The sequence below is a fragment of the Streptomyces sp. WM6378 genome, from assembly GCF_001279695.1.
GTDB lineage: Bacteria > Actinomycetota > Actinomycetes > Streptomycetales > Streptomycetaceae > Streptomyces.
This window is the reverse complement of the sequence record NZ_LGDD01000018.1, coordinates 1-23,868: the sequence shown is the minus strand read 5'-3', so window position 1 is coordinate 23,868 and position 23,868 is coordinate 1. Positions and strand designations below refer to the sequence as shown.

Below are 23,868 nucleotides of genomic sequence, written 5' to 3'. Positions count from 1 at the left end.
CCCCCGCCCCGCCCGGGGGGACGCTGGGACCGCTGAGGGGGACGCTGCCCTCTTCTCAGCGTCCCCCCACAGCGCTACCCCTGACCTGCACGAACACGACCGGGGGGACGCTGGGACCGCTGGGGACGCTGCAATGCAGCACCTCTCTGATCCCACCCTCCTGTGCACCGCCTGCCGCCTGCCGCTCGACAGCGCCATGGCCGCGTACGGCGAAACCACCCACCCCGGATGCGACCTCGCGCCCGCCCCCAACTCGCCGACGAAGGGTGCCTGATCGCCTTGCCCCGAATACGCCACATGAAGCTCGCCGACGTCCTGGACGAACTCGACATGTCCCGCGCCGCCTTCTACCGCATGCGCGCCCGCGGCAAAGCTCCCAAGTGCATCAAGCTACCCAACGGCCATCTCCGCTTTCGCCGTTCGGACTTCGACGCCTGGCTGGACAGCCACGAGGAGCCCACTCACTGATGCCCACGAGCTACAACGTCCGCTTCTGGGACATCCGCGAGCGCACAGGCCGTCGAAAGCCGTTCGAGGTCAGATGGGCCGTGGGCGGGCGCGAGAAGTCCGAGTCCTACCTGACGAAACCTCTGGCCGAAAGCCGCAAGGCCGAACTCATCACGGCAGCACGCAACGGCGAAGCATTCGACCTGGACACCCGACTGCCTCTCTCCGAACTACGCAAGCAGAGGCAAGCCGTCACCTGGTACGAGCACACGCTGAAGTTCATCGACATGAAGTGGGAGAGCACGCCGGCCAAGTCCCGACCGAGCCTCGCCGATGCCCTGGCCTCGATCACACCGGCGCTGGTGAAGACCGAAGCAGGCCGCCACGACCACCGCGTGCTGCGCCGGGCGCTCTACAGCTGGGCCTACAACAAGAAGGCTCGCGAACAAGAGCCGTGCAAGGAGTGGCGCGAGGCCCTGGACTGGATCAAAAAGCATTCGATCTCCGTGACCGACCTGGAAGACCCCCTTGTGCTACGGAAGGCCCTCCACGCGCTCAGCACGACACTCGATGGCAAACCGGCGGCAGCCCGAACGGCCCGTCGCAAGAAGGTCTGCTTCAACCAAACGCTCACGTATGCCGCTGAATCCAAGCTTTTCTCCACCCTGAACAACCCGCTGGACTCGCTGAGTTGGAAGCCCCCGCGAACATCGGAAGAGGTCGACCCTGAGTCGGTCGCGAACCCTCGCCAGGTGAGAGAGCTACTCCGTGCGGTCCGGGAGCAGGGCAGACGGGGAGAGACGCTGGAAGCCTTCTTCGGCTGCATGTATCACGCGGCCATGCGCCCCTCCGAGGTGAAGAACCTCCGCGTCCAGCAATGCCATCTGCCGGAGAAGGGCTGGGGCACTCTGACCTTGCGCAACGGCCTGGTCCGCGTCGGCAAGGAATGGACCGACGACGGAACCGCGCACGACCAACGCAGCCTGAAGTGGCGAGCACCGAACGAATCACGCCCCGTCCCCATCCCGCCCGTGTTCGTCCAGATGCTGCGGAAGCACATCACGGCCCACGGCACCGCGAAGGACGGCCGCGTCTTCCAGACCCTGCGCGGCGGCGTGGTCCAGGAAAGCGGCTACGGGGAGGTGTGGGCGGAAGCCCGCAAGAAGGCCCTGCCCCAGGCCGACCAGGAATCGCTCCTGGCCAAGCGCCCCTACGACCTCCGCCACGCCGGAATCTCGTTCTGGCTCAGCTCAGGCGTCGACCCGGCAGAGTCCGCCCGCCGCGCCGGCCACAGCCTGGCAGTGATGTTCCGGATCTACGCCAAGGTGCTCGCCCAGTCCCAGGGCCGTGCGAATAAGCGAATCGAAGCGGCTCTGGAAGAGTGGGGCGGCTCGACCGAGACGTGATTCAGCGCCCCCGGGCGAACATTGTCCCCTCCCTCCCCACACCCACCGCAGATGAGCGGCCCCCGACCTGGTGAATCGGTCGGGGGCCGCTCTCGTGCGCGCCGTCCGTCAGACCCCGTGGTTCTCCGTCAGTTCCCGATCGATTCGGCACGGAAGAGGCACGGGCAGCTCTGATCCGTAGCTCTAATCGGATCGGTCAGCAGCGGTCATATTGGCAGCTACGCGGCCCCGGAGAGACGGTAGCGGACGGGGACGGTTGTTGTGGTTGCGGTACTTACCTGTTGTCCGACATCCGAGCTCCCGCGACCGGGAGACGTCGACCGTGCCAAGTGTCAGTCAGGTATTTCGGTAAGAAGGCGTCCAGCCAGGAGGTCGCCGACGAACAACTCGAGACTAGCGGCGAGAAGGTCTACATCATGATGATTGGGGCGTGGCACGTACCCGTGCGTGAGCGCGCTACGCATCTCGTAACAGCGGGTGAAGAAGGCCGCCGGAGCTTTACCCAAGTACGTGCGAGGCTCCAGGGATCGGGCCAGTCGTCGCCCGGCTTGCCCGATCGACTCATCCCGCAGCCATTTGAGACTCCCTCGTAGTGACTCCTGCTCAGCGGGTGTGAGGTCTGCGTTGGCTTCGGTGGCCTGGATCATCGCGGTCACGTGCGCCTTGGCGGCATCCGAGCGGGGCTGGAGGTCGAGCAAGGTCTCAATCGCCATCGTCAGCATCAGAAGCCTTGAGTCCGCTGATGGCTGGAAGAAGGAGCCGCTGTACAGGTCGAAGGCCAGCCGTTCAGGGCCGTCCAGCGGGTCATAGAGTTGTGCGGCCTGCGTGAGCACCACGCGGTTCCGCTCCTCCGACGGGCGCTTGCACAGCGCAATGCTCGGCGCGGCGAATCGAAGGCCCGGCTGATCTTCAAAGACTGTGACACCGGGCAGCTGTCCCAACACAGGATGTCCCGCTCGTTTGGCAAGCCACGCCTCGCCAGCTTTGGTCAGGGCCCCGCCGGGCTGTCGATCCCCGAAGTCGGCGGCGAGGTGGACCCGGGCGAAGGCGCGACTAATAACGTCCCGCCACCGCTCACCCTCCCGGGCAGCTTCGTCCTGGGTGGTGTAGCCCTCGCCCCGGAGCACGAGGTTAGTGGCGTCACACAAGCGTTGACCGTCGTCCCCGATGGGCTTTAGCCAAACCCGGCGTGCTCCCTCGTCCCCCAGGAGAAACTGACTTTCGGTCAGTCCGAGCAGAGTACGGCTCGGCATTACGAAGGGGAGCCGAAAGCAGTACACGGGCACTCCCTGAAGACGTGGCCAGTTCTTCATGAGCCTAGTAGTCCGTTTGGATCTCGTGGAAGATGAGGGATAAGCCCATCGGGTGTGAGGTGCCGTGCGGGGACAGCGACGAGAAAGGCGCGGGCGTGACGGTTGGCCCCAGGGCAGCGGCAGGCGTTGACCCGTATCGAACGATCTTGAAAACCGTCGCGGCAGCGATGTCACCGCGGGTTCAAATCCCACACCCACCGCAGTGGATGAAGGCCCCTGACCAGCAATATCGGTCGGGGGCCTTCATCGTGCGTGCTGCCTGTTGGTGACCGTGATTCCCCGTAAGTTCCCGGCCTATCGGGCACGGATGGGGCACGGCCTTGACGTGATCCTTAAGACTCCGCTGATGTGTCCTGCCGACCCGGAGCTTCACGCAGCACCTCGTCCAGAAGGTCCTCCGGATCCGTAGGTGCGAAGGCATTGCTGTATCTCCGGTGGGCGGCCTGCGCTGAGGTGCCTAGCGCTGCACCAATGTCCGCCCAGGAGATGCCTGACCTCCGGCATCGATCGACTTCCGTAGCGACCCGAAGTTCCGCTTCGGTGCGTAGTTCAGCTGCCACTGCAAGTCGATCTGTCAATGTCGTAGCCCCCCTGTCCTCGCTAATCCTTCGCACAGCCACGCGCATGAGTCGACGGGGGAACTCGTCCTGTGGTCCATCGGTGCTCTCTGGAGAAGGTTCCATCAACACATGTTGATACACGCCCAATTGATGGACATGGGAGACCTGAGTATTCGCAGGTCAGAGACGTTAGGTGAGTTGGTGTCAGCGGATTAATGTCTGGAGCGCGGCTACAGGGCCTCCCCGAATGGGGAACGGCCCCCTGGTCCTAAGCAGGAGGCCGTCATCACCGTCAGAGACTTTGATCTAGGAGACCAACGTGTCCGACAAACGGAAGTCTAAGGGGAAGAAGCCCCACTGCCCCGGGGCAAAGAAGGGCCGCATCGGCAGGCGCTGCACTCTGCGAAGGAACAACGCGGACAGTCTGCGTACCCGCCTGACGCAGCACGCTGCGCGCCGCCAGGTCCGTCGACTTCTGTATTCCGCTGCTGATGAGCTGGTCCGCGTCGCGGTCAAGGCCAGCGTGGTTGGCATCGGCGTGCTCGCGCTCTACGGCTGGCACCATTGGCAGTGAGCCTCTTTGGGGCATAGGGGATGTGAGCGTCACATCCCCACCCCACCACTCACCCCTGCCCCCATCCCGTCTGCCGTCGACCCACACGTCTGTGGAGCGGGCGTGGTTCATGGCGTCCAGGTGGAGCGCGCCACTGTACGAACGACCTGGACGCCATGGGCCGCGTCTGCTCGGCTCTGCCTGGGTCGATGGCAGACGGGATGGGAGCTCCCCGCCTCAGCCACGTTCGGCCGGCACTCGGCAACGGCGCCCCCTCCATCCCGGAGTCGGCTGATCCTCCGCCGGGAGGCATCGTCTTGACCGGTGGTTATGGCGTCTTGGGTTCGCGACTCATGCCCCCGGGCCTATCCATGTGGGCGCGCGTCGGTGCAGCCGGGGCGGAGCGGGCCGCAGGCAGGAGCGGCGCCCCGAGCGGCACCGGGAGCGCGCCCGGCGGAGCCGCTCCCGGACACAGGCGAATCAGCAGGGGGCATCTCACCCGCCGGCTCCGAGCTTGGCCCGCGTATGGCCCGCACGCCCTGGTCAGCCGCCGGATCCGCGCGGTACAGAGTGAGACACGTCACCCTCTTTCGATTCCACTCGAAAGATCGCCACCGGACAACGAAGAGACCCCTGGTGACCTGCATTTCTGCAGGTCACCAGGGGTCTCACCCAGTGTGGCGGCGCCAGGATTCGAACCTGGGTAGGCAGAGCCGACGGATTTACAGTCCGTTCCCATTGGCCACTCGGGCACACCGCCATGGGATGTCGCCGCCGGTTTCCCGCTCTCGCGGTGCTCCGTGGCAACGACGTAAACGATACCCGATGCCCAGGGGTGCTTCGCCACCCCATTGATCAGCCGTCTGCCGGGCATGGGGTGACTAGGCTTTGGGGCGGTGGTTCGGCAGTGGGGCCGGGTCGCCGCGCGCTCGGCCGCAGGGGTCGTGCGCACAGACACGCACCCGATCCAAGGAGCCACAGGACATGGCCGACTCCAGTTTCGACATCGTCTCGAAGGTCGAGCGGCAGGAGGTCGACAACGCCCTCAACCAGGCCGCGAAGGAGATCTCGCAGCGCTACGACTTCAAGGGCACCGACGCCTCGATCGCGTGGTCCGGCGAGAAGATCCTGATGCAGGCGAACGGCGAGGAGCGGGTCAAGGCGATCCTCGACATCTTCGAGACCAAGCTGATCAAGCGCGGCATCTCCCTGAAGTCGCTGGACGCGGGCGAGCCGCAGCTGTCCGGCAAGGAGTACAAGATCTCCGCCTCCATCGAGGAGGGCATCTCCCAGGACAACGCCAAGAAGGTCGCCAAGGTCATCCGCGACGAGGGCCCCAAGGGCGTCAAGGCGCAGGTGCAGGGCGACGAGCTGCGCGTCTCCTCGAAGAGCCGCGACGACCTCCAGGCCGTCCAGGCCCTGCTCAAGGGCAAGGACTTCGACTTCGCCATCCAGTTCGTGAACTACCGCTGAACCGGCTCACGCCGTTCGCCGGGCGGCCGGGCGCGCTGTCCGATTTCCGCCAGCATTCGGTGGGCGGGGGTCGCAGACTCGGTGTCGTACGCAAGGGAAGGAAAGTGCGATGACTGTCTATGCGACCCTCGACAGCCCCCTGGGCGAGCTGTTGCTCGTGGGGGTGGAGTCGGCCACCGCGCCGGGCGGGACCGCGCTGGTTTCGCTTTCCGTGCCGGGGCAGAAGGGCGGCGCCGTCGTCCAGGACGGGTGGCGGCTCGCGCCCGAGGCCTTCGCCGGCATTGCGGCGCAGCTGCGGGCGTACTTCGCCGGTGAGCTGACCCGTTTCGACATCGAGTACGCGGCCGACGCCCCCGGCACCGACTTCCAACGCCGGGTCTGGGCCCAGCTGGACGCCATCGAGTACGGGACGACCGCCTCGTACGGGGAGATCGCCCGGCGCATCGGCGCCTCCTCCGTGCAGGTGCGGGCGGTCGGCACCGCCATCGGGCGGAACCCGCTGCTCGTGGTGCGGCCCTGCCATCGCGTGATCGGCTCCGACGGCTCCCTCAAGGGGTACGCCGGCGGGATTGAGCGCAAGCAGGCGCTGCTCGGGCTCGAAGGCGCTCTCAGCCCGACCCTGACGCCGTGAGTGAGGGGCTGTTCTCGCTGCCCCGGCCCGCGCGGGTCGAGATCGCGCCCGGGGCCGTTCACGTGCCGGGCTGGCTCTCGGCCGGCCGACAGCGGGAGCTCGTCGCCGCCTGCCGGGCCTGGGCGCGCGGGCCCGTGCCGATCCGCCACACCATGCTGCCGGGCGGCGGTGTCATGTCCGTGCGGACGGTGTGCGTCGGCTGGCACTGGCAGCCCTACCGGTACACCCGTACCGCGACGGATGTGAACGGGCTTCCCGTGGCCCAATTCCCTGACTGGCTAGGTGAGTTGGGGCGCTCCGCAGTCGCGGCGGCGTACGACGATCCGGGCGCGGCCGAGCGCTACTCCCCCGACACCGCGCTCATCAACTTCTACGACGGCGCCGCGAAGATGGGGCTCCACCAGGACAAGGACGAGAAGTCCGGGGCGCCTGTGGTCTCGCTCAGCATCGGGGACAGTTGCGTCTTCCGGTTCGGCAACACCGAGAACCGCGGGCGTCCTTATACGGATGTGGAGTTGAGCTCCGGCGACCTGTTCGTCTTCGGCGGGCCGTCCCGGTTCGCGTACCACGGTGTGCCCAAGGTGATGCCGGGGACGGGTGATCCGGCGACCGGCCTGACCGGCGGCCGGCTCAACATCACCCTGCGCGAGACCGGGCTCGCCTAGTCCGCCTCGCCCATGGATCAGCGGCTGCGCGAGTTGCCGAACAGGATGCGGTAGATGATCAGCAGGACGAGCGAGCCGCCGATTGCCGCCGCCCAAGTGGCTCCGTCGTAGAAGTGGTTGGCGATCGGGCGGTCCAGCCAGCGGGCCGATATCCAGCCACCGACGAACGCTCCCGCGATGCCTATGAGGGTCGTGCCGATCGGGCCGCCCGGGTCGCGGCCGGGGAGCAGGATCTTGGCGATCGCCCCGGCGAGCAGGCCGAGAATGATCCAGCTGACGATGCCCATGCCGGGAACCTGCCTTTCGTACGTACGCGCTGCGCGGGGCATCTGCCGTATTGCGTAACCCCGCAACCATTCGGTTCACCGGGGAAGACGCCTCAAGGGCGCGCACGGTTGCACCCCGTCTGCCGGGTGCGGCCCAGGCCACAGGACCGGCCGCGCCGCTCAGCCCGGGCTCGGGCTCGGTCTCGGTCTCGGCCCGGCTCGGCTCAGCGTGTGGCGAACGGCTGGTCCGTGGGGACGATTTCCTTGCCCAGGGGCAGCAACGACACGGGGATCAGCTTGAAGTTGGCGATGCCCAGCGGGATGCCGATGATCGTGATGCACAGCGCTATGCCGGTGAAGATGTGGCCGAGCGCCAGCCACCAGCCGGCCAGAATCAGCCACAGGACGTTGCCGACACAGGACGGCGCGCCCGCGCCCGCCCGGTCGACGACCGTGTAGCCGAACGGCCAGAGGGCGTACAGGCCGATGCGGAATGCCGCTATGCCGAACGGGATCCCGATGATCGTGATGCAGAGCAGCAGGCCCGCGAACATGTAGCCGAGGAACATCCAGAAGCCGCACAGGATCAGCCAGATGACGTTCAGGATTGTCTTCATGAGCGGCGACCTGCCATCTGTTCGAGTCGGGCGATGCGTTCCGCCATCGGCGGGTGGGTCGAGAACAGTTTGGACACTCCCTGACCGGGGCGGAAGGGGTTCGCGATCATCATGTGGCTCGCCGTCTCGATGCGGGGCTCGGGCGGCAGCGGGAGCTGCTTGGTGCCCGCGTCCAGCTTGCGCAGGGCGCTGGCCAGGGCCAGTGGGTCGCCGGTGAGCTGGGCTCCGGACGCGTCCGCCTCGTACTCCCGGGAGCGGCTGATCGCGAGCTGGATCACCGAGGCGGCGAGCGGGCCCAGGATCATGATCAACAGCATGCCCACGATGCCGGGGCCCTCGTCGTCGTTGGAGCGGCCGACCGGGATCAGCCACGCGAAGTTGACCAGGAACATGATCACCGAGGCGAGGGCGCCGGCGACCGACGAGATCAGGATGTCGCGGTTGTAGACGTGGCTCAGCTCGTGGCCGATCACGCCGCGCAGCTCCCGCTCGTCCAGGATCTGCAGGATCCCCTCCGTGCAGCACACGGCCGCGTTGCGGGGATTGCGGCCCGTCGCGAAGGCGTTGGGCGCCTGCGTCGGCGAGATGTACAGCCGGGGCATCGGCTGGCGCGCCTGCGTCGAGAGGTCGCGGACCATCCGGTAGAGCGCGGGGGCCTCGAACTCGCTGACCGGGCGCGCCCGCATGGCCCGCAGCGCCAGCTTGTCGCTGTTCCAGTACGCGTAGGCATTGGTGCCGAGCGCCACCAGAAGCGCGATGATCAGCCCTCCGCGGCCGAAGAAGCTGCCGATGACGATGATGAGCGCGGACAGTCCTCCAAGGAGGACAGCTGTCCTCAGCCCGTTGTGCCGGCGGTGCACGGTACGCCCTCCAAGTGGTGCGGCGGGGAGCCTTCGCTGGTCGTCCTTCCACGTTCCAGTGGACTCTCCCGTACTGGTCAACGCCAGGCGGGGGACGCTAGTTCCCTTGTGCGCGCTGGAGGGCGCGTTACGCCGTACGGGTCGGATCAGCGCGGGGCGGGCAGTCCGGCCATCTCCAGGGCCTTCGCGTCGGGCTCGATTTCGCTGGTGCAGTGCGAGCAGCGGGTCGCGATGCCGGGGATCTGCGAGTAGCAGCGGGGGCAGTCGCGCAGGGCGGCCTTGATGTCCACCGGCTTGTCCCGGTCGAGGCGGGCCTGGACCTTCATCATGGGCACGACGACGAGGAAGTAGAGCACCGCGGCGGTGATCACGAAGGCGATGGCCGCGCCGATGAACTTCCCGTAGGGGAAGGTCACGCCCTCCGCGGTGAAGGTCGCCGTGCTGAAGTCGCCGGTCGAGCTGGTGGCCAGGCCAATCAGCGGGGTGATGAACGCGGTGCTGAAGCCCGTGACCACCGCCGTGAAGGCGGATCCGACGGCCAGACCGACGGCCATCGTCACTATGTTCCCGCGCAGGATGAAGTCCTTGAACCCGCTCAGCACCGCTCTGCTCCCTGTTGTGTGTCGTCTTGGTTCTGCGTCGTCGTACGCACGTCCGCACTTGGGTGTGCGCGTACGACAGTGCCTTCTCAGGGGCTTCCGGACCAAACCGTGCCCTGGCAGGGGGCTTGCCAAAACGGATTCGCGGCCGCAATGGGGGCATGTCGAGGGCAGAGCCGTTGCGATCCCCTGCCGCGTGCCTATGGAAGAGCTGCGCCCCTCTAAAGAGGGCGCGGCTCCATCAGGCTTTCCTTTGACGCGGGCGTGTCCTTGGCGCGTCCTTAAAAGAGGGTGACCGAAGCGAAGTGCAGGGCCAGTTGGGGGGCGCCGGACAGGACGACGCCTACGAACGCGGTCAGCGCGATGGCGACCGTGAGCGTGGCCGGGACGCGCGGGCGCGCGGGCCGCACCGCCTCCGACGGCTCGTCGGCGGCCTCGGGCGACCGGAACAGGATCGCGGTCCAGCGCAGGTAGTAGTAGAGGGCGACGACCACGTTGATCGCCATGACGACCGCGAGCCAGCCGAGCCCCGCGTTGACGGCCGCCGAGAAGACGGTGACCTTGGCGAACAAACCGATGATCCCCGGCGGAAGACCGGCCAGGCACAGCAGGAAGAAGGCCAGCGCCAGCGCGGCCAGGGGGCGCTCGGCGTACAGGCCCCGGTAGTCGGTGAGGCGGTTCAGCGGCTTGCCGCGGGCCACCAGGGCGGCCACCGCGAACGCGCCCAGGTTCACGACGGCGTACATCAGGGCGTACGCCACGGTGGCGCCGACCTGGTCGCCGCTGGAGTACGCGGCGGCCGCGATCGGCACCAGGAGGTAGCCGGCCTGGCCGACCGAGGACCAGGCGAGGAGCCGGACCGCGCTGTGGGCACGCGTGGCGGACTGGCGCAGGGCGGCCGCGTTGCCGACCGTCATGGTCAGCGCGGCGAGGACGGCGAGCGCCGGGCCCCACACGTCGGCGTACGAGGGGAAGGCGACGACGGTCACCAGGATGAGCCCGGAGAAGCCGACCGCCTTGCCGACGACGGAGAGGTAGGCGGCGACGGGCAGCGGCGCGCCCACATAGGTGTCGGGCACCCAGAAGTGGAAGGGCGCCGCGGCCGTCTTGAAGGCGAAGCCCACCAGGGTCAGGACGACGCCGGTCTTGGCGACGGTGTCCAACTGGCCCGGAACGGTGGCCAGTTTGGTGGCGATCTCCGTGAGGTGCAGGGTGCCGGTCGCCGCGTACACGAAGCTCACGCCGAGCAGCATCACGGCGGTCGCGGTGACCGAGGACAGGAAGAACTTCAGGGCCGCCTCGGAGGACAGCCGGTCGCCGCGCTTGAGGCCGACGAGGGCGAAGGCGGGCAGCGAGGCGACTTCCAGGGCGACGACGAGGGTGGCCAGGTCGCGGGCGGCGGGCAGCAGGGCCGCGCCGGCCGCCGAGGAAAGGAGCAGGAACCAGAACTCGCCCGCGGGCAGCCTCTCCTTGGTGTCGCGCACCGAGAGCAGCGCGGTCAGCAGGGCGCCGCCGAGGACCAGTGCCTGGATGACGAAGGCGAACTGATCGACGGTGTAACTGCACGCGTCCGGGTTCGCGGTCAGGCAGAACGTCGAGCGGCTGCCGGTGCGCAGCGGGGCGAGCGAGGCGAGGGCCACGACCAGGCCCGCGATCGTGATCCAGCCGAGCAGCGGCTTGCGCGACGGCGGCAGGAACAGGTCGGCGAGCAGCACGACCAGGGCGACGGCCGCGGCGATCAGGGGCGGCGCGATCGCGACCCAGTCGACGGACTGGACCAGGCTTGCGGTGCCGGCCGCCGCGGTGGTGACGTCGGGGGTCACGACTTGCCTCCTGCGAGGAGCTTCTGGACGGCCGGGTCGGTGAGGCCGAGGAGGACCGCGGGCCAGAGCCCGGCGAGGACGGTGAGCGCGACGAGCGGGCTCCAGGCGGCGAACTCGTAGCCCTGGATGTCGGCGAGCCGTGGGCCCTCGGCCGGCTTGCCGCCCATGCAGACCCTGCGCACGACGACCAGCAGGTACGCGGCGGTGAGCAGGGTGCCGAAGGCGGCGATCGCCACGAAGGTGAGGTAGGCGGGGCGGCTGAGGCCCGCGGCCGGCTCGAAGGCGCCGAACATGGCGAGCATCTCGCCCCAGAATCCGGCGAGTCCGGGCAGTCCGAGCGAGGCGACGGCGGCGAAGGCGAGCAGTCCGCCCAGGCGCGGGGCCCGGCCGTAGAGAGCGGCTCCGGTGGCGCCGGCCAGGGTGTCGAGGTCGGCGGTCCCGTAGCGGTCCTTGAGGGCGCCGACCAGGAAGAACAGCAGCCCGGTGATGAGGCCGTGGGCGATGTTGGCGAAGAGCGCGCCGTTCACGCCGGTGGGGGTCATCGAGGAGATGCCGAGCAGCACGAAGCCCATGTGGCCGACGGAGGAGTACGCGATGAGCCGCTTCAGGTCGCCCCTGTTGCCCTGCTTGGCGAGCGCGAGGCAGGCCAGCGATCCGTAGATGATCCCGGCGACGGCGAAGGCGGCCAGGTAGGGCGCGAAGGTGTGCATGCCCTGCGGCGCGATCGGCAGCACGATGCGGACGAACCCGTACGTGCCCATCTTCAGGAGCACGCCGGCCAACAGCACCGAGCCGACGGTCGGGGCAGCGGTGTGGGCATCCGGGAGCCAGCTGTGCAGCGGGAACATCGGGGTCTTGACCGCGAGCCCGATCCCGATCGCCAGAACGGCGATGACCTGCACGGATGTGGTCAGCCCGCGGCCGTTGTCAGTGGCCAGTGCCACCATGTCGAATGTGCCCGACTTGAGCCCGATCAGGAGCAGGCCGAGCAGCATGACGACCGAGCCGAGCAGTGTGTAGAGGATGAACTTCCAGGCGGCGGCCTGCCGTTGGGCCCCGCCCCAGCGGGCGATCAGGAAGTACATCGGGATGAGGACCATCTCGAACGCGAGGAAGAACAGCACGAGGTCGAGGACGGCGAACGTGGCGAGGGTGCCGGACTCCAGGACGAGGAGGAGCGCGACGAACGCCTTCGGGGACGGGCCCGCGGCCCGTGGCGTCAGCCACTCATGTTGCTGCCTGAAGTAGCTGTACAGCGCGCAGAGGAAGGTCAGCAGCGCGGTCAGGACGAGGAGGGGGAGTGAGATGCCGTCAATGCCCAGGTGGATGTGGACGTTCAGGGCCGGGATCCACTGGATGTCCGTCGTGGCCTGCATCTTCGACGGGTGGCCGCGGTCGAAGCCGAGCGCGAGGACGATCGCGGCGATGAGGGTCACGCCGGTCACGGTCACGCCGTGGCGCAGCACGGCCTGCTCGGGGCTCTTGCCCTTCAGCCCGGGCGGCGCGGGGAGCAGGGCCGCGACGGCGCCGATGAGCGGGACGACGACGATGAACGCCAGAAGGAACTGCATCACGGACTCGCTGATATCGATCACGGCTCAGGACCCCGCGGTGACGTTGGCAAGGACGACCACGGCGGCCGCCAGGACGAGTGAGCCGGCGAGCAGTGCGCTGAGGTAGCTCTGCACATTGCCGTTCTGCGCACGGCGGACGGCCCAGCCGAGCCAGCGCGGCGCGGCGCTCGCACCGCGTACGTACGTCTCGACGACCTCCCGGTCCAGGAAGCGGACCAGGGCGGCCGCGGCCAGGACGGGGCGGACGAACAGGGCGGAGTAGACGGCGTCCAGGTGGAACCCGGTGGCCGCGTGGCGGTGCAGCGGGCCGAGCAACAGGCGGCCCGGGTCGGCGGGATCCGGGGCGGACGCGATGCTGCCGTACACCTCGGTGTGGCTCGCGATGGCTTCCTCCTCGACCAGGCTGCCGTCGCCCTCGGGATGGGCGGCGACGGCGCCCATCGGGGTGCGGGCGGCCAGTGCCGAGGTGTGGCGCCAGGCGGCGTAGGTGACCAGACCGCCTACCAGGGCAAGGCCCGTGGACAGGACGGAGGTGGTGACGGCCGGGGTGAGGGAGTGCCCGTCGAACCAGTCGCCGAGGTAGCCGGTGGTGAGTCCGAAGCCGATGGAGGGGATGGCGAGCACCCAGAGCACGGCGTTCATGACGACCGGCTGACGGCCGTGGTCCGGGGCCTCGGCTCCCCTGCCGCGGAAGGCGAGCAGCCACAGGCGGGTGGCGTACGCGGCGGTGAGGAGGGCGGTGAGGAGTCCGGCGATGAGGACGGTCCAGCCGGCGCCGGACGGGGCGACCTGGCTCTCGCCGAGCGCGGTGTGCTCGGCGGCGGACAGGACGGCCTCCTTGGAGAAGAAGCCGGCGAAGGGAGGGATCGCGGCGAGCGCGAGCAGGGCGACGGTCATCGTCCAGTACGCGTCGGGGATGCGCTTGGCCAGGCCGCCCATGCGGGACATGGCGGTCAGGGAGTTGGTGCCGGCGGCGTGGATGATCACGCCGGCGGCGAGGAAGAGGAGCGCCTTGAAGGCGCCGTGCGACAGGAGGTGGAAGACGGCGGCCCCGCGGTCGCCGACGGCCAGGGCGCCCGACATGTAGCCGAGCTGTCCGATGGTCGAGTAGGCGAGGACGCGTTTGATGTCGTCCTGGGCGAGCGCGGCCAGCGCCGAGCCGACCATGGTGACCGCGGCCATCACGGCGAGCACGGTCATCGCGGCCGCCGACGCGGCGAAGACGGGGAGCAGCCGGGCCACGAAGTAGATACCGGCGGCGACCATCGTCGCGGCGTGGATCAGCGCGGAGACCGGGGTCGGGCCGGCCATCGCGTCGGGCAGCCAGGTGTGCAGCGGGAACTGGGCGGACTTGCCGGCCACACCGGCGAGCAGCAGCAGGGCGATGAGGGTGGGGTGGTCGATGCCGCCGGTCAGGGCGGCCTGGACGACGCCGGTGATCCGGAACGTACCGGCGTCGGTGGCGAGCGCGAACAGACCGATCAGGAAGGGGACGTCGCCGAGCTTGGTGACCAGGAAGGCCTTCAGCGAGGCGGCTCGGGCCTCGGGGGTCTCCCAGTAGTGGCCGACCAGGAAGTACGAGCAGATGCCCATGATCTCCCAGCCGACCAGGAGCACCATCAGGTCGCCGGAGTAGACGACGAGCAGCATCGCGGAGGTGAAGAGGGAGACGAGCGCGGCGTACGAGGTGTAGCGCGGGTCGTCGCGCAGATAGCCCGTCGAGTAGAGCTGTACGCAGGTGGCGACCAGGCCGACCAGGACGGCGACGAGGACCGCGAACCCGTCCAGGTGGAGGGCGAGTTCGATCGGTACGGAGCCGGTCGGGGTGAGCCGGGTGGCCGCGTCGATCGCCTTGCCGCCGCCCTGGTCGACGGCGACGACCACGGCGAGGACGAACGCGGCGAACGTCGGAAGCACCGCGAGCGGGCGGACGAAGCCGGGTGCGCGGCGGCCGAGCAGCAGGCCGGCCGCGGCGCCCAGGAACGGAAGGAGGGGGACGAGGACGGCGAGGGTCGTGGTGGTCACGCGGCGGCCTCAGCCTTCTGTGCCGGGGCGGCGGGGTCTTCGGGGTCCGCCGGGTCGGGCCCGGTGCCCTCGGCGGTGTCGCGGAGCTTGTCGATGTCGGCGGTGCCGCGGTTGCGGTACACCGCGAGCACGATGGCCAGGCCGATGCCGATCTCGGCGGCGGCGATGGCGATCGTGAACAGGGTGAGCGCCTGGCCCGCGTGGAGGGTGTCGCGCAGCCACACGTCGAAGGCGACGAGGTTGAGGTTGACGGCGTTGAGCATCAGCTCGACGGACATCAGGACCAGGATCGCGTTGCGCCGCGCGAGCACACCGTAGAGGCCGGTGCAGAACAGGAGGACGGCGAGCACGGCGGGGTAGGCGAGGTGCATCAGCGCGACTCCGTCTCGCGGGGGGCGGCAGCGGCGTCGGCGCCGGGGGCGTCACCGGGGGCGCTCTTGCGGGACAGCACGATCGCGCCGACCAGCGCGGCCAGGAGCAGTACGGACAGCGCCTCGAAGGGCAGCACCCAGTGCCGGAAGAGGATCTCCCCGGACACCTTGGTGGAGCCCTGGGCCGGGCCGTCCAGGTCGATCCAGCTCGTGCGGAAGGCGTCCACGACGACCCAGACGAGGGTCCCCGCCGAGGCGACGGCCACCGTGAGGGCCGCCCAGCGGTTGCCCGAATCGGCGTCCGGGGAGCGGCCGATGGGGGCCTTGGTGAGCATCAGGCCGAACAGGAGGAGCACCACGATCGAACCGACGTAGATGAGCACCTGCACCCAGGCGATGAACTCGGCGGTGAGCAGGAGGTATTCGACGGCCAGGCCGCCGAGCGCCACGACCAGCCACAGGGCGGCGTGCACCAGCTGCTGGGTGGTGACGGTCATGACGGCCGCGGCGAGGGTGGCGATGCCGACGAGGAGGAACGCGATCTCCACGCCGGTCGGCGACAGGAAGCCGTGCGGCGAGGTGAGGGCCGCCTGGGCGAGGATCCCGCTCATGCCTGCCCTCCCTCGGGGCCGGTCTGCCCGGTCTGCCCAGTCTGCTCGGCCTCGGCTGCCTGCGCCGCGGCCAGCTTGTCGGCGGCCTTGCGGGCGGCGGCGACTTCCTTCGGCTCCTCGGCGCCGGGGTCGAGCGCGGGCGGGGCCGGGACCGTCCACATCCAGTCGCGCAGCTTGTCGCGCTCGTGGGTGAGTTCGTGGATGTCCGTCTCCGCGTACTCGAACTCGGGGGACCAGAACAGCGCGTCGAAAGGGCACACCTCGATGCAGATACCGCAGTACATGCAGAGCGAGAAGTCGATGGCGAAGCGGTCGAGGACGTTGCGGCTGCGTTCGCGGCCGCCCTCGACCGCGGCCGGGACCGTCTCCTTGTGGGAGTCGATGTAGATGCACCAGTCGGGGCACTCGCGGGCGCACAGCATGCACACCGTGCAGTTCTCCTCGAACAGGCCGATCACGCCCCGGCTGCGGGGCGGGAGTTCGGGCTGGACGTCGGGGTACTGCGCGGTGACGGTCTTCTTCGTCATCGTGCGGAGCGTGACGGCGAGGCCCTTGGCGAGGCCGGATCCAGGGATAGCCATTAGCTGATCGCCACTTTCACGATGCCGGTGAGCGCGATCTGCGCGAGGGCGAGCGGGATGAGCGTGGTCCAGGCGAGCTTCTGCAGCTGGTCCTCGCGGAGCCGGGGGTAGCTGACCCGGAGCCAGATCACGACGAAGGCCAGGACGGCCGTCTTGAGCAGGGTCCAGACCCAGCCGAGCCCGTCGGCGCCGAACGGGCCGTGCCAGCCGCCCAGGAACAGGACGGTGGTGAGGCCGCACAGGACGACGATGCCGGCGTACTCGGCGAGCAGGAACAGCGCGAAGCGCAGCCCCGTGTACTCGGTGTACGCGCCGAAGATGATCTCGGAGTCGGCGACGGGCATGTCGAAGGGCGGGCGCTGGAGTTCGGCGAGGCCGGCGGTGAAGAAGACCAGGGCGCCGACGATCTGCCAGGGCAGCCACCACCAGTGGAAGGCGTTGAGGATGCCGGGCAGCGAGACCGTGCCGGCAGCCATCGCCACGGAGGCGGCGGCGAGCAGCATCGGCAGCTCGTACGCGAGGAGCTGGGCGGCGGTGCGCAATCCGCCGAGCAGGGAGAACTTGTTGGCCGAGGCCCAGCCCGCCATCAGCGAGCCGAGCACGCCCACGCCCATCACGGCGAGCACGAAGAAGATGCCCGCGTCGACGACCTGGCCGACCGCGCCCTCGCTCGGGCCGATCGGGACCGCCACGAGGACGAGGAGGTAGGGCAGCAGGGCGACGGCGGGGGCCAGCTGGAAGATGCGCCGGTCGGCCGCGGCCGGTACGACGTCCTCCTTCTGTGCGAACTTCACGCCGTCCGCGACGAGTTGGGCCCAGCCGTGGAAGCCGCCCGCGTACATCGGGCCGAGCCGGCCCTGCATGTGCGCCATCACCTTGTGCTCGGTCTGCCCGATGACGAGCGGGAGGACCAGGAACACGACGAAGACGACGGCCAGCCGGATGGCGACGTCGAGTGCGTCATTCACGCGGGTCGCCTCCGGCGGGGTCGGTGGTGTCGGCGGGGTCGGATTCTTCGGGGGCTTCGGTTCCGGGGGCCGGGGCGGGCCGTGACTCCCGCTCCCCCTTGTCGAAGGCCGGTTTGGGGTTGTGCCAGGGCGCGTCCGAACTGCGCGTCCGGGGCGGCGCGGGGGCGTCGGGTCCGGCCGGGGTCTCCGTGGGCGGAGCCGCGTCCGGGGTCGCCTGCGATGCGGAGCCCTCGCTCGCGCTGCGGGTGCGTCGCGGACGTACGGCCGGAGCCTGCGGAGCGGCAGCGGTCTCGGGGGCCTCAGGAGTAGGGGCTGCCTCAGCCGCGTCCGGGGTCTTGGCCGCCTCAGCCGCGTCCGGGGTCTTGGCTGCCTCGGCCGCACCCGGGGTCGTCTGCGAGGCCGAGCCCTCCGACACGCTTCGGGCGCGCCGGACCGGGCGGTCACCCGCGGCCCGCGCCGGGCGGTCGGCCGCACCGGCACCGGCCGCCGCGCGCGGTGTCCTGGCCGGGCGGGCCGGGGCGGGCGGGAGTTGGCCCTTCAGCGGACCCCATTCGTTCGGGTCGGGGACGCCGGGCGGGAGCATCTGGCGGCGCTTGGGGCCGCCGTGTTCCGATTCGCCCGGCTCCTTCGCGCCCGGCCACGCCTTCGCGACGCGGGCGGCGAGCACGAAGTCCTTGCGCAGGGGGTGGCCCTCGAAGTTCTCCGGCAGGAGCAGCGGGACCAGGTGCGGATGGTTCGAGAAGTCCACGCCGAACATCTCGTGGGTCTCGCGCTCGTGCCAGGCCGCGCCCGCGTAGATGTCGATGGCGGAGGGCAGCACCGGCGCCGAGTGCGGCACGGTCGTGCGCAGCAGCAGGCGGCGGACCTTGCCGTCCGCCAGGGCGACGACATGGGCGCAGACCCGGAAGCCCGTGCCGGGTTCGTCGACGGCGCTCAGCCAGTCGAAGTAGGTGCAGCCCAGCTTGTCGCGGGCGATTTCGAGGGCGGCGATCCACGAGCCGACGGGCACGTCCACGGTGAGCAGGCCGTACGCCTCCTCCGCCGTGGCCTCCGCGCCGAAGATCTCGGTGACGCCGTCGGGCAGGCTGTCGTACGCACTCACGCCTGGCCCTCCCCGGGGGTCGGCGGGGCGGCGACGAGCCCGCTGGTCAGCTGGGCCGGGGTGGCCGCGTTCGCGTACCGCTCGCCGAGCGACTCGCGGGCGATCTTCTCCTGGAGCTTGAGGATGCCCTGGAGCAGCGCCTCGGGCCGGGGCGGGCAGCCGGGCACGTACACGTCGACCGGGATGATCTGGTCGACGCCCTTGGTCACCGAGTACGAGTCCCAGTACGGGCCGCCGCAGTTGGAGCAGGCGCCGAAGGAGATGACGTACTTGGGCTCGGGCATCTGCTCGTAGAGCCGCTTGACCGCGGGAGCCATCTTGTCCGTCACCGTGCCGGAGACGATCATGAGGTCGGCCTGGCGCGGGCCCGGCGCGAAGGGGATCACGCCGAGCCGGATGAAGTCGTGGCGGGCCATGGAGGCCGCGATGAACTCGATGGCGCAGCAGGCGAGGCCGAAGTTGAAGACCCACAGGCTGTAGCGGCGGCCCCAGTTGAGGACCACCTTCATCGGCTCGGGGGCCAGGCGCGAGAGCACGCCCAGCTTCTTCGGCTCGGGCAGCAGCACGGGCTGCGACTCGGGTCCGGGAGTCGTCACGTCCATTCCAGGACGCCCTTCTTCCATGCGTAGAGCAGTCCCACGGCCAGGAAGCCGAGGAAGATGAACATCTCGACGAGGGTGGTCGCGCCGTAGCCCGGGGCCGCGAAGACGGTCGCCCAGGGGAAGAGGAAGATCGAGTCGACGGCGAAGATCACGTACAGGAAGGCGTAGACGTAGTAGCGGACCTGGGTGTGCGCCCAGCCCTCGCCCACCGGGTCCACTCCGCATTCGTACGTGAGGAGTTTCTCCGGCGTCGGCACGACCGGCCGCAGCAGCCGCCCGGCCCCGAAAGCCATGGCGACGAACAGCACGCCGACCACGGCGAGCAGGCCGACGACCGAATAGCTGTGGAAGTAGTCGGCAGCCAACACCGGCATCTGGCGCACGGTCGGTTCCGGCACGTCGCGCCCCTCGCTCCCTGGCCTCGATGATCTCGTCGCGCCCTGTTCGACGCTGTGTACGGACGGGAGTCTAGGCCCTGCTAGGGGGTGTCCGATGGGTCAGGGTCGGGTAGGTCGTGGCGTCTGGTGCGGTGCATCGCAAGGCGCCGGAGCGTCCCGAATGGGGGTCCCCCCTGGCCCCTAAGGCCTTGGGGGAGGAGCTCTCGGGGCGTTTCGGCAACGCGGCGAGGTGCCGTGCCAGGCGTCGCGGCCCCGGCCATGACCCATCGGACACCCCCTGAGGGGGCCCTTGGCAGGCGCGTCTCACGGGGTGGGCCGCCGGGGTGGGGTTTTCCCCCGTACAAGACGGTGCGGCACCCCATGGCGCCGCCGATCGCGGCCCGGCAGTCTTGGCAGCATGACCAGGACCCTCCGCGACCAGCAGCGGTACCCAGCACAGCAAGCCGGCCGCGATGAGAGCGCCGCCCCGCCCGCGGTGCGGTTCGCCTACGACCGGCACACCTGGAAGGAGATCGTCCATCTCCTCGCCAACCTGCCGATGGCGTTGATCGGCTGGATCTACGTCGTCGTGATGGTCGTGCTCGGCCTCGGTCTCTCCATCACCGTGATCGGTCTTCCGCTGCTCGCGGTGGGTCTGCTCGGCACGCGCCAGCTCGGCAAGCTGGAGCGGGCCCGGGCGCGGGCGCTGCTCGGGGTGCGGATCGAGGAGCCGACGCCGATCCCGGCGAGCCCGAGCAAGCACGGCGGCTTCTTCTCCTGGCTGTGGACGAGCCTGAAGGACCCGGTGGCCTGGCGCAACGTGCTGTACGAGTTCGTGCGGCTGCCCTGGGGGATCCTGACCTTCACGGTCACGCTGGTCTCCTTGTTCGTGGCGTGGCCGGTGCTCGGGTTCATCGCGCGGGGGCTCGGCAACGCGGACCGGATGATGGTGCGCGCGCTGCTCTCGCCATCGGACGAGCTGGAGCGGCGGATCGCCGAGCTGGAGTCCGACCGGGGCGTGGTCGTCGACACGGCCGCCGCCGATCTCCGCAGGATCGAGCGCGATCTGCACGACGGCGCCCAGGCCCGCCTCGTGGCCCTCGCCATGGGCCTCGGCCTCGCCAAGGAGAAGGTGCTCGAAGACCCGGAGGCGGCGGACTGCGCGACCTGGCCCGCGGCATCCACCCGGCCGTCCTCACCGACCGCGGCCTCGACGCGGCCCTCTCCTCCGTCGCCTCCCGCTGCACGGTCCCGGTCAAGGTCGCCGTCGACCTGCCCGCGCGGCCCGCCCCCGCCATCGAGGGCATCGCGTACTTCACCGTCTCCGAGCTGCTCCAGAACGTCAGCAAGCACAGCCGGGCGCGGGGCGCCTCGGTCGAGGTGTGGCGCGCCGCGGACCGGCTGCTCATCCAGGTCGAGGACGACGGGGTGGGCGGCGCGCGCCTCGACGGCGGCAGCGGCATGGCGGGGCTCGCCGAGCGGCTCGGCGCGGTGGACGGGCTGCTCGTCCTCGAATCGCCCGTCGGCGGCCCGACCGTCGTCACGGCCGAACTGCCGTGGCGCGACCGGGGTCCCCGGGACTGACCGGCGGGCCGGGGGTAGGGAAAACCCCCGGTCGAAGAGGGTGACCGGCTGCATGGTCCGGGCCGGCCCGACCGGCCAAGCTGGTGGGTAAGAGGGGCGGCGCGCGGCCGCGCATCACGAGGAATGGACGGACGGGGACCGATGACCATGGACACGGAGTACGGGTACGGCGTGGCGCGGTCCCCCGAGCCGCGGCGGCACCTCCTTCCGCCGGTGCTGCGCGCGCCGTTCGAGGCGCGGACCTTCCGCGAGTTCGGCTACCTGCTGCTCAGCCTGCCGATCAGCATCGTGCTGTTCGTCTGGGCCGTCACCGCGGTGTCGCTCAGCGCCGGACTCCTGGTCACCTTCATCGGCATCCCCCTCATGGCGGTGGCCCTGCTGGGCTGCCGCGCGTTCGGCGTGATGGAGCGGGCCCGGGCGCGGGTGCTGCTCGGGGTCGAGATCGCCGAGCCGCAGCCGGTCCGCTCGCGCGGCGGCCTCATGTCGTGGATCGGCGGGGTGCTCAAGAGCGGCGTCTCCTGGCGCCACCTGCTGTACTCGGTCCTCCACTTCCCCTGGGCGCTCTTCGCCTTCTGCACGACGCTGCCGATCTGGCTGACCGGCTGGGCGCTCTTCACGTACCCGGTGTGGCAGTGGGTGTTCCCGATGTACGCGGGCCAGGCGGGCCTTCAGCTCTACGGGGACGACCACCACAACGTGTACCTGGACTCGCCGGGCAGGATCGCCCTGACCTCGCTGGTCGGGCTGCTCATCACGCTGGCCGTGCCGTGGCTGATCCGCGGGTTCGCCGTGATGGACCGGGTGATGGTCATCGGCCTGCTCGGCCCCTCGCACCTTGAGGAGCGGGTCACCGAGCTGGAGTCGGACCGCGGAGTCGTCGTCGACACCTCGGCCGCCGACCTGCGGCGCATCGAGCGGGATCTGCACGACGGCGCCCAGGCCCGCCTCGTGGCCCTCGCCATGGACCTGGGCCTCGCCAAGGAGAAGCTGAGCGACTGCGCGACCTGGCCCGCGGCATCCACCCGGCCGTCCTCACCGACCGCGGCCTCGACGCGGCCCTCTCCTCCGTCGCCTCCCGCTGCACGGTCCCGGTGCAGGTCGAGGTGGACCTGCCGGCCCGGCCGGTCCCGGCGATCGAGGGCATCGCGTACTTCACCGTCTCCGAGCTGCTCCAGAACGTCAGCAAGCACAGCGGCGCGAGCCGGGCCTCCATCGACGTGTGGCGGGCCGGCGACCGCCTGATGCTCCAGGTCGGCGACAACGGGCGCGGCGGTGCGGACGCCACCGCCGGCTCCGGCCTCGCGGGCCTCGCCGAGCGGCTCGACGCGGTGGACGGAATCCTCGTCGTCGACTCCCCGCGCGGCGGCCCGACGACGATCACGGCGGAACTCCCGTGGCGCGCGTAGCAGCCTGACTGACCCAGCCCACACCTCCCGGCCCCGCAAACACGGGGTCGGGGGTTTTTGCCTGGCGGGGGCCGATTCTTGCCCGGATGCTGGGATGCTGGATGGGCACAACGCCATGGCTTGCACAGAGCTGTGGGGCGCGCACCCCGGCGGCACGCGCCTGGGAAGCCAACAGAGCCCGGGGGGCTGCAGAGTCGTGGAGGACAGGGTGCGGGTGGTCATCGCCGAGGATTCGGTACTGCTTCGAGAGGGCCTGACCCGCCTGCTGACCGACCGGGGGCATGACGTCGTCGCGGGAGTGGGCGACGGGGATGCGCTGGTCAAGACCGTGGGAGAGTTCGCCGACCAGGGCGCGCTGCCCGATGTCGTCGTAGCGGATGTGCGGATGCCGCCCACCCACACCGACGAGGGCGTGCGCGCGGCGGTGCTGCTGCGCAAGCTGTACCCGGGGATCGGGGTGCTCGTGCTCAGCCAGTACGTCGAGGAGCAGTACGCGACCGAGCTGCTCGCCGGGTCGAGCCGGGGCGTCGGCTATCTGCTGAAGGACCGGGTCGCCGAGGTCAGGGAGTTCGTCGAGGCCGTCGTCCGGGTCGCCCAGGGAGGCACCGCGCTCGACCCGGAAGTCGTGGCACAGCTGCTCGGCCGCAGCCGCAAGCAGGACGTGCTCGCGGGCCTCACCCCGCGCGAGCGGGAGGTCCTAGGACTAATGGCTGAGGGACGCACGAATTCCGCTATCGCCAAGCAGCTCGTCGTCAGCGACGGCGCCGTCGAGAAGCACGTCAGCAATATCTTTCTGAAGCTGGGGCTCTCACCGAGTGACGGGGACCACCGGCGCGTGCTCGCGGTATTGACCTACATCAATTCATGATCGGCTGCCACCCTGTCGAGGATCGAGCGGGACCCAGCCGACAGGGTCGAAACTCGGTCACCGGGCCGGATTGAGTCTCCGCTCGCGGGGCTCCCGACACGGTGAGACCTAGAACCGAAGAAGGATCGCTGGGCGTCTTAGCAGAAGGGCCGGGGGGCGAGTAAATCGTGGCAATTCAGGGCATTAGGGCGTCTCAAAAGAGCGTCCACCATATGAGCGGTCCAGGGAAGGCGACCCTTACCGACGTAGGGTGGGCCTTGGCGCTACCGGTCGGCCGGATGCGCCCGAGCAGCCCGCCCGAGGGAGGTCCAGTTCAGTGACCAGCCAGGTCAGTAGCCCAGCCGAGCAGGCCGACGGAGCCGATGAGGCCCTCGTCGGGGAGCAGCGCAGGCCCACCGGGGAGAAGGAAATCCGGCGTCTCGATCGTGTGATCATTCGTTTTGCGGGTGATTCGGGTGATGGTATGCAGCTCACCGGGGATCGGTTCACGTCGGAGACGGCGTCGTTCGGCAATGATTTGTCGACGTTGCCGAACTTTCCGGCGGAGATCCGGGCGCCTGCCGGGACGTTGCCGGGTGTGTCGAGC

The 23,868-nt window shown here is 69.7% G+C and carries 23 protein-coding genes, 1 tRNA gene and 3 pseudogenes; 11 read left to right on the top strand and 16 right to left on the bottom strand.

The window, feature by feature from the left end; genetic code table 11:
• The first annotated feature begins 133 nt into the window (after window positions 1-133).
• Genes ADK54_RS45630 through ADK54_RS03990 form a run of 3 tightly spaced genes read left to right on the top strand, consistent with a single transcriptional unit; the run spans window position 134 to window position 1,853 of the window.
• Window positions 134-274, top strand: coding sequence for a hypothetical protein (locus tag ADK54_RS45630; RefSeq protein WP_159047616.1), 141 nt, complete (start codon window positions 134-136; stop codon window positions 272-274).
• Window positions 275-279: 5 nt separating this feature from the next.
• Complete coding sequence (locus tag ADK54_RS03995) at window positions 280-468, top strand: helix-turn-helix transcriptional regulator (RefSeq protein ID WP_234391912.1); 189 nt, start codon at window positions 280-282, stop codon at window positions 466-468.
• Entirely contained in the window at window positions 468-1,853 is a 1,386-nt protein-coding gene (locus ADK54_RS03990) for a tyrosine-type recombinase/integrase (protein ID WP_053724097.1), read from the top strand. Before ADK54_RS03995 ends, ADK54_RS03990 begins: the two co-directional genes overlap by 1 nt.
• 332 nt (window positions 1,854-2,185) lie before the next feature.
• Here the strand turns inward: ADK54_RS03990 and ADK54_RS03985 are convergent, their stop codons facing one another.
• Entirely contained in the window at window positions 2,186-3,001 is an 816-nt protein-coding gene (locus ADK54_RS03985) for a hypothetical protein (RefSeq protein ID WP_159047615.1), read from the bottom strand.
• Window positions 3,002-4,045: 1,044 nt separating this feature from the next.
• On the opposite strand from ADK54_RS03985, the gene ADK54_RS45625 reads away from it, so the two are divergent.
• Window positions 4,046-4,300: a hypothetical protein gene (locus ADK54_RS45625; protein ID WP_159047614.1), complete on the top strand. Its 255-nt coding sequence runs from the start codon at window positions 4,046-4,048 to the stop codon at window positions 4,298-4,300.
• Window positions 4,301-4,957: 657 nt separating this feature from the next.
• Here the strand turns inward: ADK54_RS45625 and ADK54_RS03980 are convergent.
• A tRNA-Tyr gene (locus ADK54_RS03980) sits at window positions 4,958-5,039 on the bottom strand.
• Between the two features lie 224 nt (window positions 5,040-5,263).
• Here ADK54_RS03980 and ADK54_RS03975 point away from each other — a divergent pair.
• The 3 genes from ADK54_RS03975 (at window position 5,264) to ADK54_RS03965 (ending at window position 7,048) form a co-directional block, all read left to right on the top strand.
• Entirely contained in the window at window positions 5,264-5,752 is a 489-nt protein-coding gene (locus tag ADK54_RS03975; RefSeq protein WP_053724095.1) for a YajQ family cyclic di-GMP-binding protein, read from the top strand.
• A gap of 109 nt (window positions 5,753-5,861) precedes the next feature.
• Window positions 5,862-6,383, top strand: a complete 522-nt coding sequence (locus ADK54_RS03970) for a methylated-DNA--[protein]-cysteine S-methyltransferase (RefSeq protein WP_053724094.1) — start codon at window positions 5,862-5,864, stop codon at window positions 6,381-6,383.
• A complete protein-coding gene (locus ADK54_RS03965; RefSeq protein ID WP_053724093.1) occupies window positions 6,380-7,048 on the top strand; it encodes an alpha-ketoglutarate-dependent dioxygenase AlkB family protein in 669 nt (222 codons plus the stop codon). The genes ADK54_RS03970 and ADK54_RS03965 overlap by 4 nt, the downstream gene beginning before the upstream one ends.
• A gap of 17 nt (window positions 7,049-7,065) precedes the next feature.
• On the opposite strand, the gene ADK54_RS03960 is transcribed toward ADK54_RS03965, so the two are convergent.
• The 14 genes from ADK54_RS03960 to ADK54_RS03895 form a co-directional block, all read right to left on the bottom strand.
• Window positions 7,066-7,335: a GlsB/YeaQ/YmgE family stress response membrane protein gene (locus ADK54_RS03960; protein ID WP_053724092.1), complete on the bottom strand. Its 270-nt coding sequence runs from the start codon at window positions 7,333-7,335 to the stop codon at window positions 7,066-7,068.
• A 203-nt stretch (window positions 7,336-7,538) separates the two neighbouring features.
• Window positions 7,539-7,931, bottom strand: a complete 393-nt coding sequence (locus ADK54_RS03955) for a YccF domain-containing protein (RefSeq protein WP_053724091.1) — start codon at window positions 7,929-7,931, stop codon at window positions 7,539-7,541.
• The gene (gene htpX, locus ADK54_RS03950; RefSeq protein WP_053724090.1) at window positions 7,928-8,791 is read right to left on the bottom strand and encodes a zinc metalloprotease HtpX; all 864 of its coding nucleotides are present in this window, start codon (window positions 8,789-8,791) and stop codon (window positions 7,928-7,930) included. The genes ADK54_RS03955 and htpX overlap by 4 nt, the downstream gene beginning before the upstream one ends.
• Before the next feature lie 146 nt (window positions 8,792-8,937).
• A complete protein-coding gene (locus ADK54_RS03945; RefSeq protein ID WP_053724089.1) occupies window positions 8,938-9,393 on the bottom strand; it encodes an MscL family protein in 456 nt (151 codons plus the stop codon).
• A gap of 278 nt (window positions 9,394-9,671) precedes the next feature.
• A complete protein-coding gene (locus ADK54_RS03940; RefSeq protein ID WP_053724088.1) occupies window positions 9,672-11,213 on the bottom strand; it encodes an NADH-quinone oxidoreductase subunit N in 1,542 nt (513 codons plus the stop codon).
• Complete coding sequence (locus tag ADK54_RS03935) at window positions 11,210-12,808, bottom strand: complex I subunit 4 family protein (RefSeq protein ID WP_053724087.1); 1,599 nt, start codon at window positions 12,806-12,808, stop codon at window positions 11,210-11,212. The genes ADK54_RS03940 and ADK54_RS03935 overlap by 4 nt, the downstream gene beginning before the upstream one ends.
• Before the next feature lie 3 nt (window positions 12,809-12,811).
• Window positions 12,812-14,812 carry an NADH-quinone oxidoreductase subunit L gene (locus ADK54_RS03930; protein ID WP_053724086.1) on the bottom strand — a complete coding sequence of 667 codons (2,001 nt, stop codon included), beginning with the start codon at window positions 14,810-14,812 and terminating at the stop codon, window positions 12,812-12,814.
• A complete protein-coding gene (gene nuoK / locus ADK54_RS03925; RefSeq protein WP_053724085.1) occupies window positions 14,809-15,183 on the bottom strand; it encodes an NADH-quinone oxidoreductase subunit NuoK in 375 nt (124 codons plus the stop codon). Before nuoK ends, ADK54_RS03930 begins: the two co-directional genes overlap by 4 nt.
• Window positions 15,183-15,794, bottom strand: a complete 612-nt coding sequence (locus ADK54_RS03920) for an NADH-quinone oxidoreductase subunit J (RefSeq protein ID WP_053724084.1) — start codon at window positions 15,792-15,794, stop codon at window positions 15,183-15,185. Before ADK54_RS03920 ends, nuoK begins: the two co-directional genes overlap by 1 nt.
• Window positions 15,791-16,375, bottom strand: coding sequence for a NuoI/complex I 23 kDa subunit family protein (locus ADK54_RS03915; protein ID WP_053724083.1), 585 nt, complete (start codon window positions 16,373-16,375; stop codon window positions 15,791-15,793). Before ADK54_RS03915 ends, ADK54_RS03920 begins: the two co-directional genes overlap by 4 nt.
• On the bottom strand, window positions 16,375-17,343 hold the full coding sequence (locus ADK54_RS03910) for a complex I subunit 1/NuoH family protein (protein ID WP_053724082.1): 969 nt from the start codon (window positions 17,341-17,343) through the stop codon (window positions 16,375-16,377). The genes ADK54_RS03915 and ADK54_RS03910 overlap by 1 nt, the downstream gene beginning before the upstream one ends.
• Window positions 17,336-18,445, bottom strand: a complete 1,110-nt coding sequence (locus tag ADK54_RS03905; protein ID WP_078966112.1) for an NADH-quinone oxidoreductase subunit C — start codon at window positions 18,443-18,445, stop codon at window positions 17,336-17,338. The genes ADK54_RS03910 and ADK54_RS03905 overlap by 8 nt, the downstream gene beginning before the upstream one ends.
• The gene (locus ADK54_RS03900; protein ID WP_053724081.1) at window positions 18,442-19,047 is read right to left on the bottom strand and encodes an NADH-quinone oxidoreductase subunit B; all 606 of its coding nucleotides are present in this window, start codon (window positions 19,045-19,047) and stop codon (window positions 18,442-18,444) included. Before ADK54_RS03900 ends, ADK54_RS03905 begins: the two co-directional genes overlap by 4 nt.
• Window positions 19,038-19,421, bottom strand: a complete 384-nt coding sequence (locus ADK54_RS03895; RefSeq protein ID WP_107090454.1) for an NADH-quinone oxidoreductase subunit A — start codon at window positions 19,419-19,421, stop codon at window positions 19,038-19,040. The genes ADK54_RS03900 and ADK54_RS03895 overlap by 10 nt, the downstream gene beginning before the upstream one ends.
• A gap of 421 nt (window positions 19,422-19,842) precedes the next feature.
• On the opposite strand from ADK54_RS03895, the pseudogene ADK54_RS03890 reads away from it, so the two are divergent.
• From ADK54_RS03890 to ADK54_RS03875, 4 genes and pseudogenes are all read left to right on the top strand, one after another.
• A pseudogene (locus ADK54_RS03890) lies at window positions 19,843-21,008 on the top strand (sensor histidine kinase).
• Between the two features lie 147 nt (window positions 21,009-21,155).
• A pseudogene (locus ADK54_RS03885) lies at window positions 21,156-22,414 on the top strand (sensor histidine kinase).
• A 208-nt stretch (window positions 22,415-22,622) separates the two neighbouring features.
• A complete protein-coding gene (locus tag ADK54_RS03880) occupies window positions 22,623-23,282 on the top strand; it encodes a response regulator transcription factor (protein WP_053724079.1) in 660 nt (219 codons plus the stop codon).
• 316 nt (window positions 23,283-23,598) lie between these two features.
• Window positions 23,599-23,868: pseudogene (locus ADK54_RS03875) on the top strand (2-oxoglutarate ferredoxin oxidoreductase subunit alpha); the annotation flags it as partial.

Bases quoted from the DNA above. Each gene is read 5' to 3' on its own strand.
- ADK54_RS03990 (WP_053724097.1), top strand. From the start codon at position 468: ATGCCCACGAGCTACAACGTCCGCTTCTGGGACATCCGCGAGCGCACA.
- ADK54_RS03920 (WP_053724084.1), bottom strand. From the start codon at position 15,794: ATGAGCGGGATCCTCGCCCAGGCGGCCCTCACCTCGCCGCACGGCTTC.
- ADK54_RS03895 (WP_107090454.1), bottom strand. From the start codon at position 19,421: ATGCCGGTGTTGGCTGCCGACTACTTCCACAGCTATTCGGTCGTCGGC.
- ADK54_RS03900 (WP_053724081.1), bottom strand. From the start codon at position 19,047: ATGGACGTGACGACTCCCGGACCCGAGTCGCAGCCCGTGCTGCTGCCC.
- ADK54_RS03955 (WP_053724091.1), bottom strand. From the start codon at position 7,931: ATGAAGACAATCCTGAACGTCATCTGGCTGATCCTGTGCGGCTTCTGG.
- ADK54_RS03970 (WP_053724094.1), top strand. From the start codon at position 5,862: ATGACTGTCTATGCGACCCTCGACAGCCCCCTGGGCGAGCTGTTGCTC.
- ADK54_RS03975 (WP_053724095.1), top strand. From the start codon at position 5,264: ATGGCCGACTCCAGTTTCGACATCGTCTCGAAGGTCGAGCGGCAGGAG.
- ADK54_RS03960 (WP_053724092.1), bottom strand. From the start codon at position 7,335: ATGGGCATCGTCAGCTGGATCATTCTCGGCCTGCTCGCCGGGGCGATC.
- ADK54_RS45630 (WP_159047616.1), top strand. From the start codon at position 134: ATGCAGCACCTCTCTGATCCCACCCTCCTGTGCACCGCCTGCCGCCTG.
- ADK54_RS03915 (WP_053724083.1), bottom strand. From the start codon at position 16,375: ATGGCTATCCCTGGATCCGGCCTCGCCAAGGGCCTCGCCGTCACGCTC.
- nuoK (WP_053724085.1), bottom strand. From the start codon at position 15,183: ATGCACCTCGCCTACCCCGCCGTGCTCGCCGTCCTCCTGTTCTGCACC.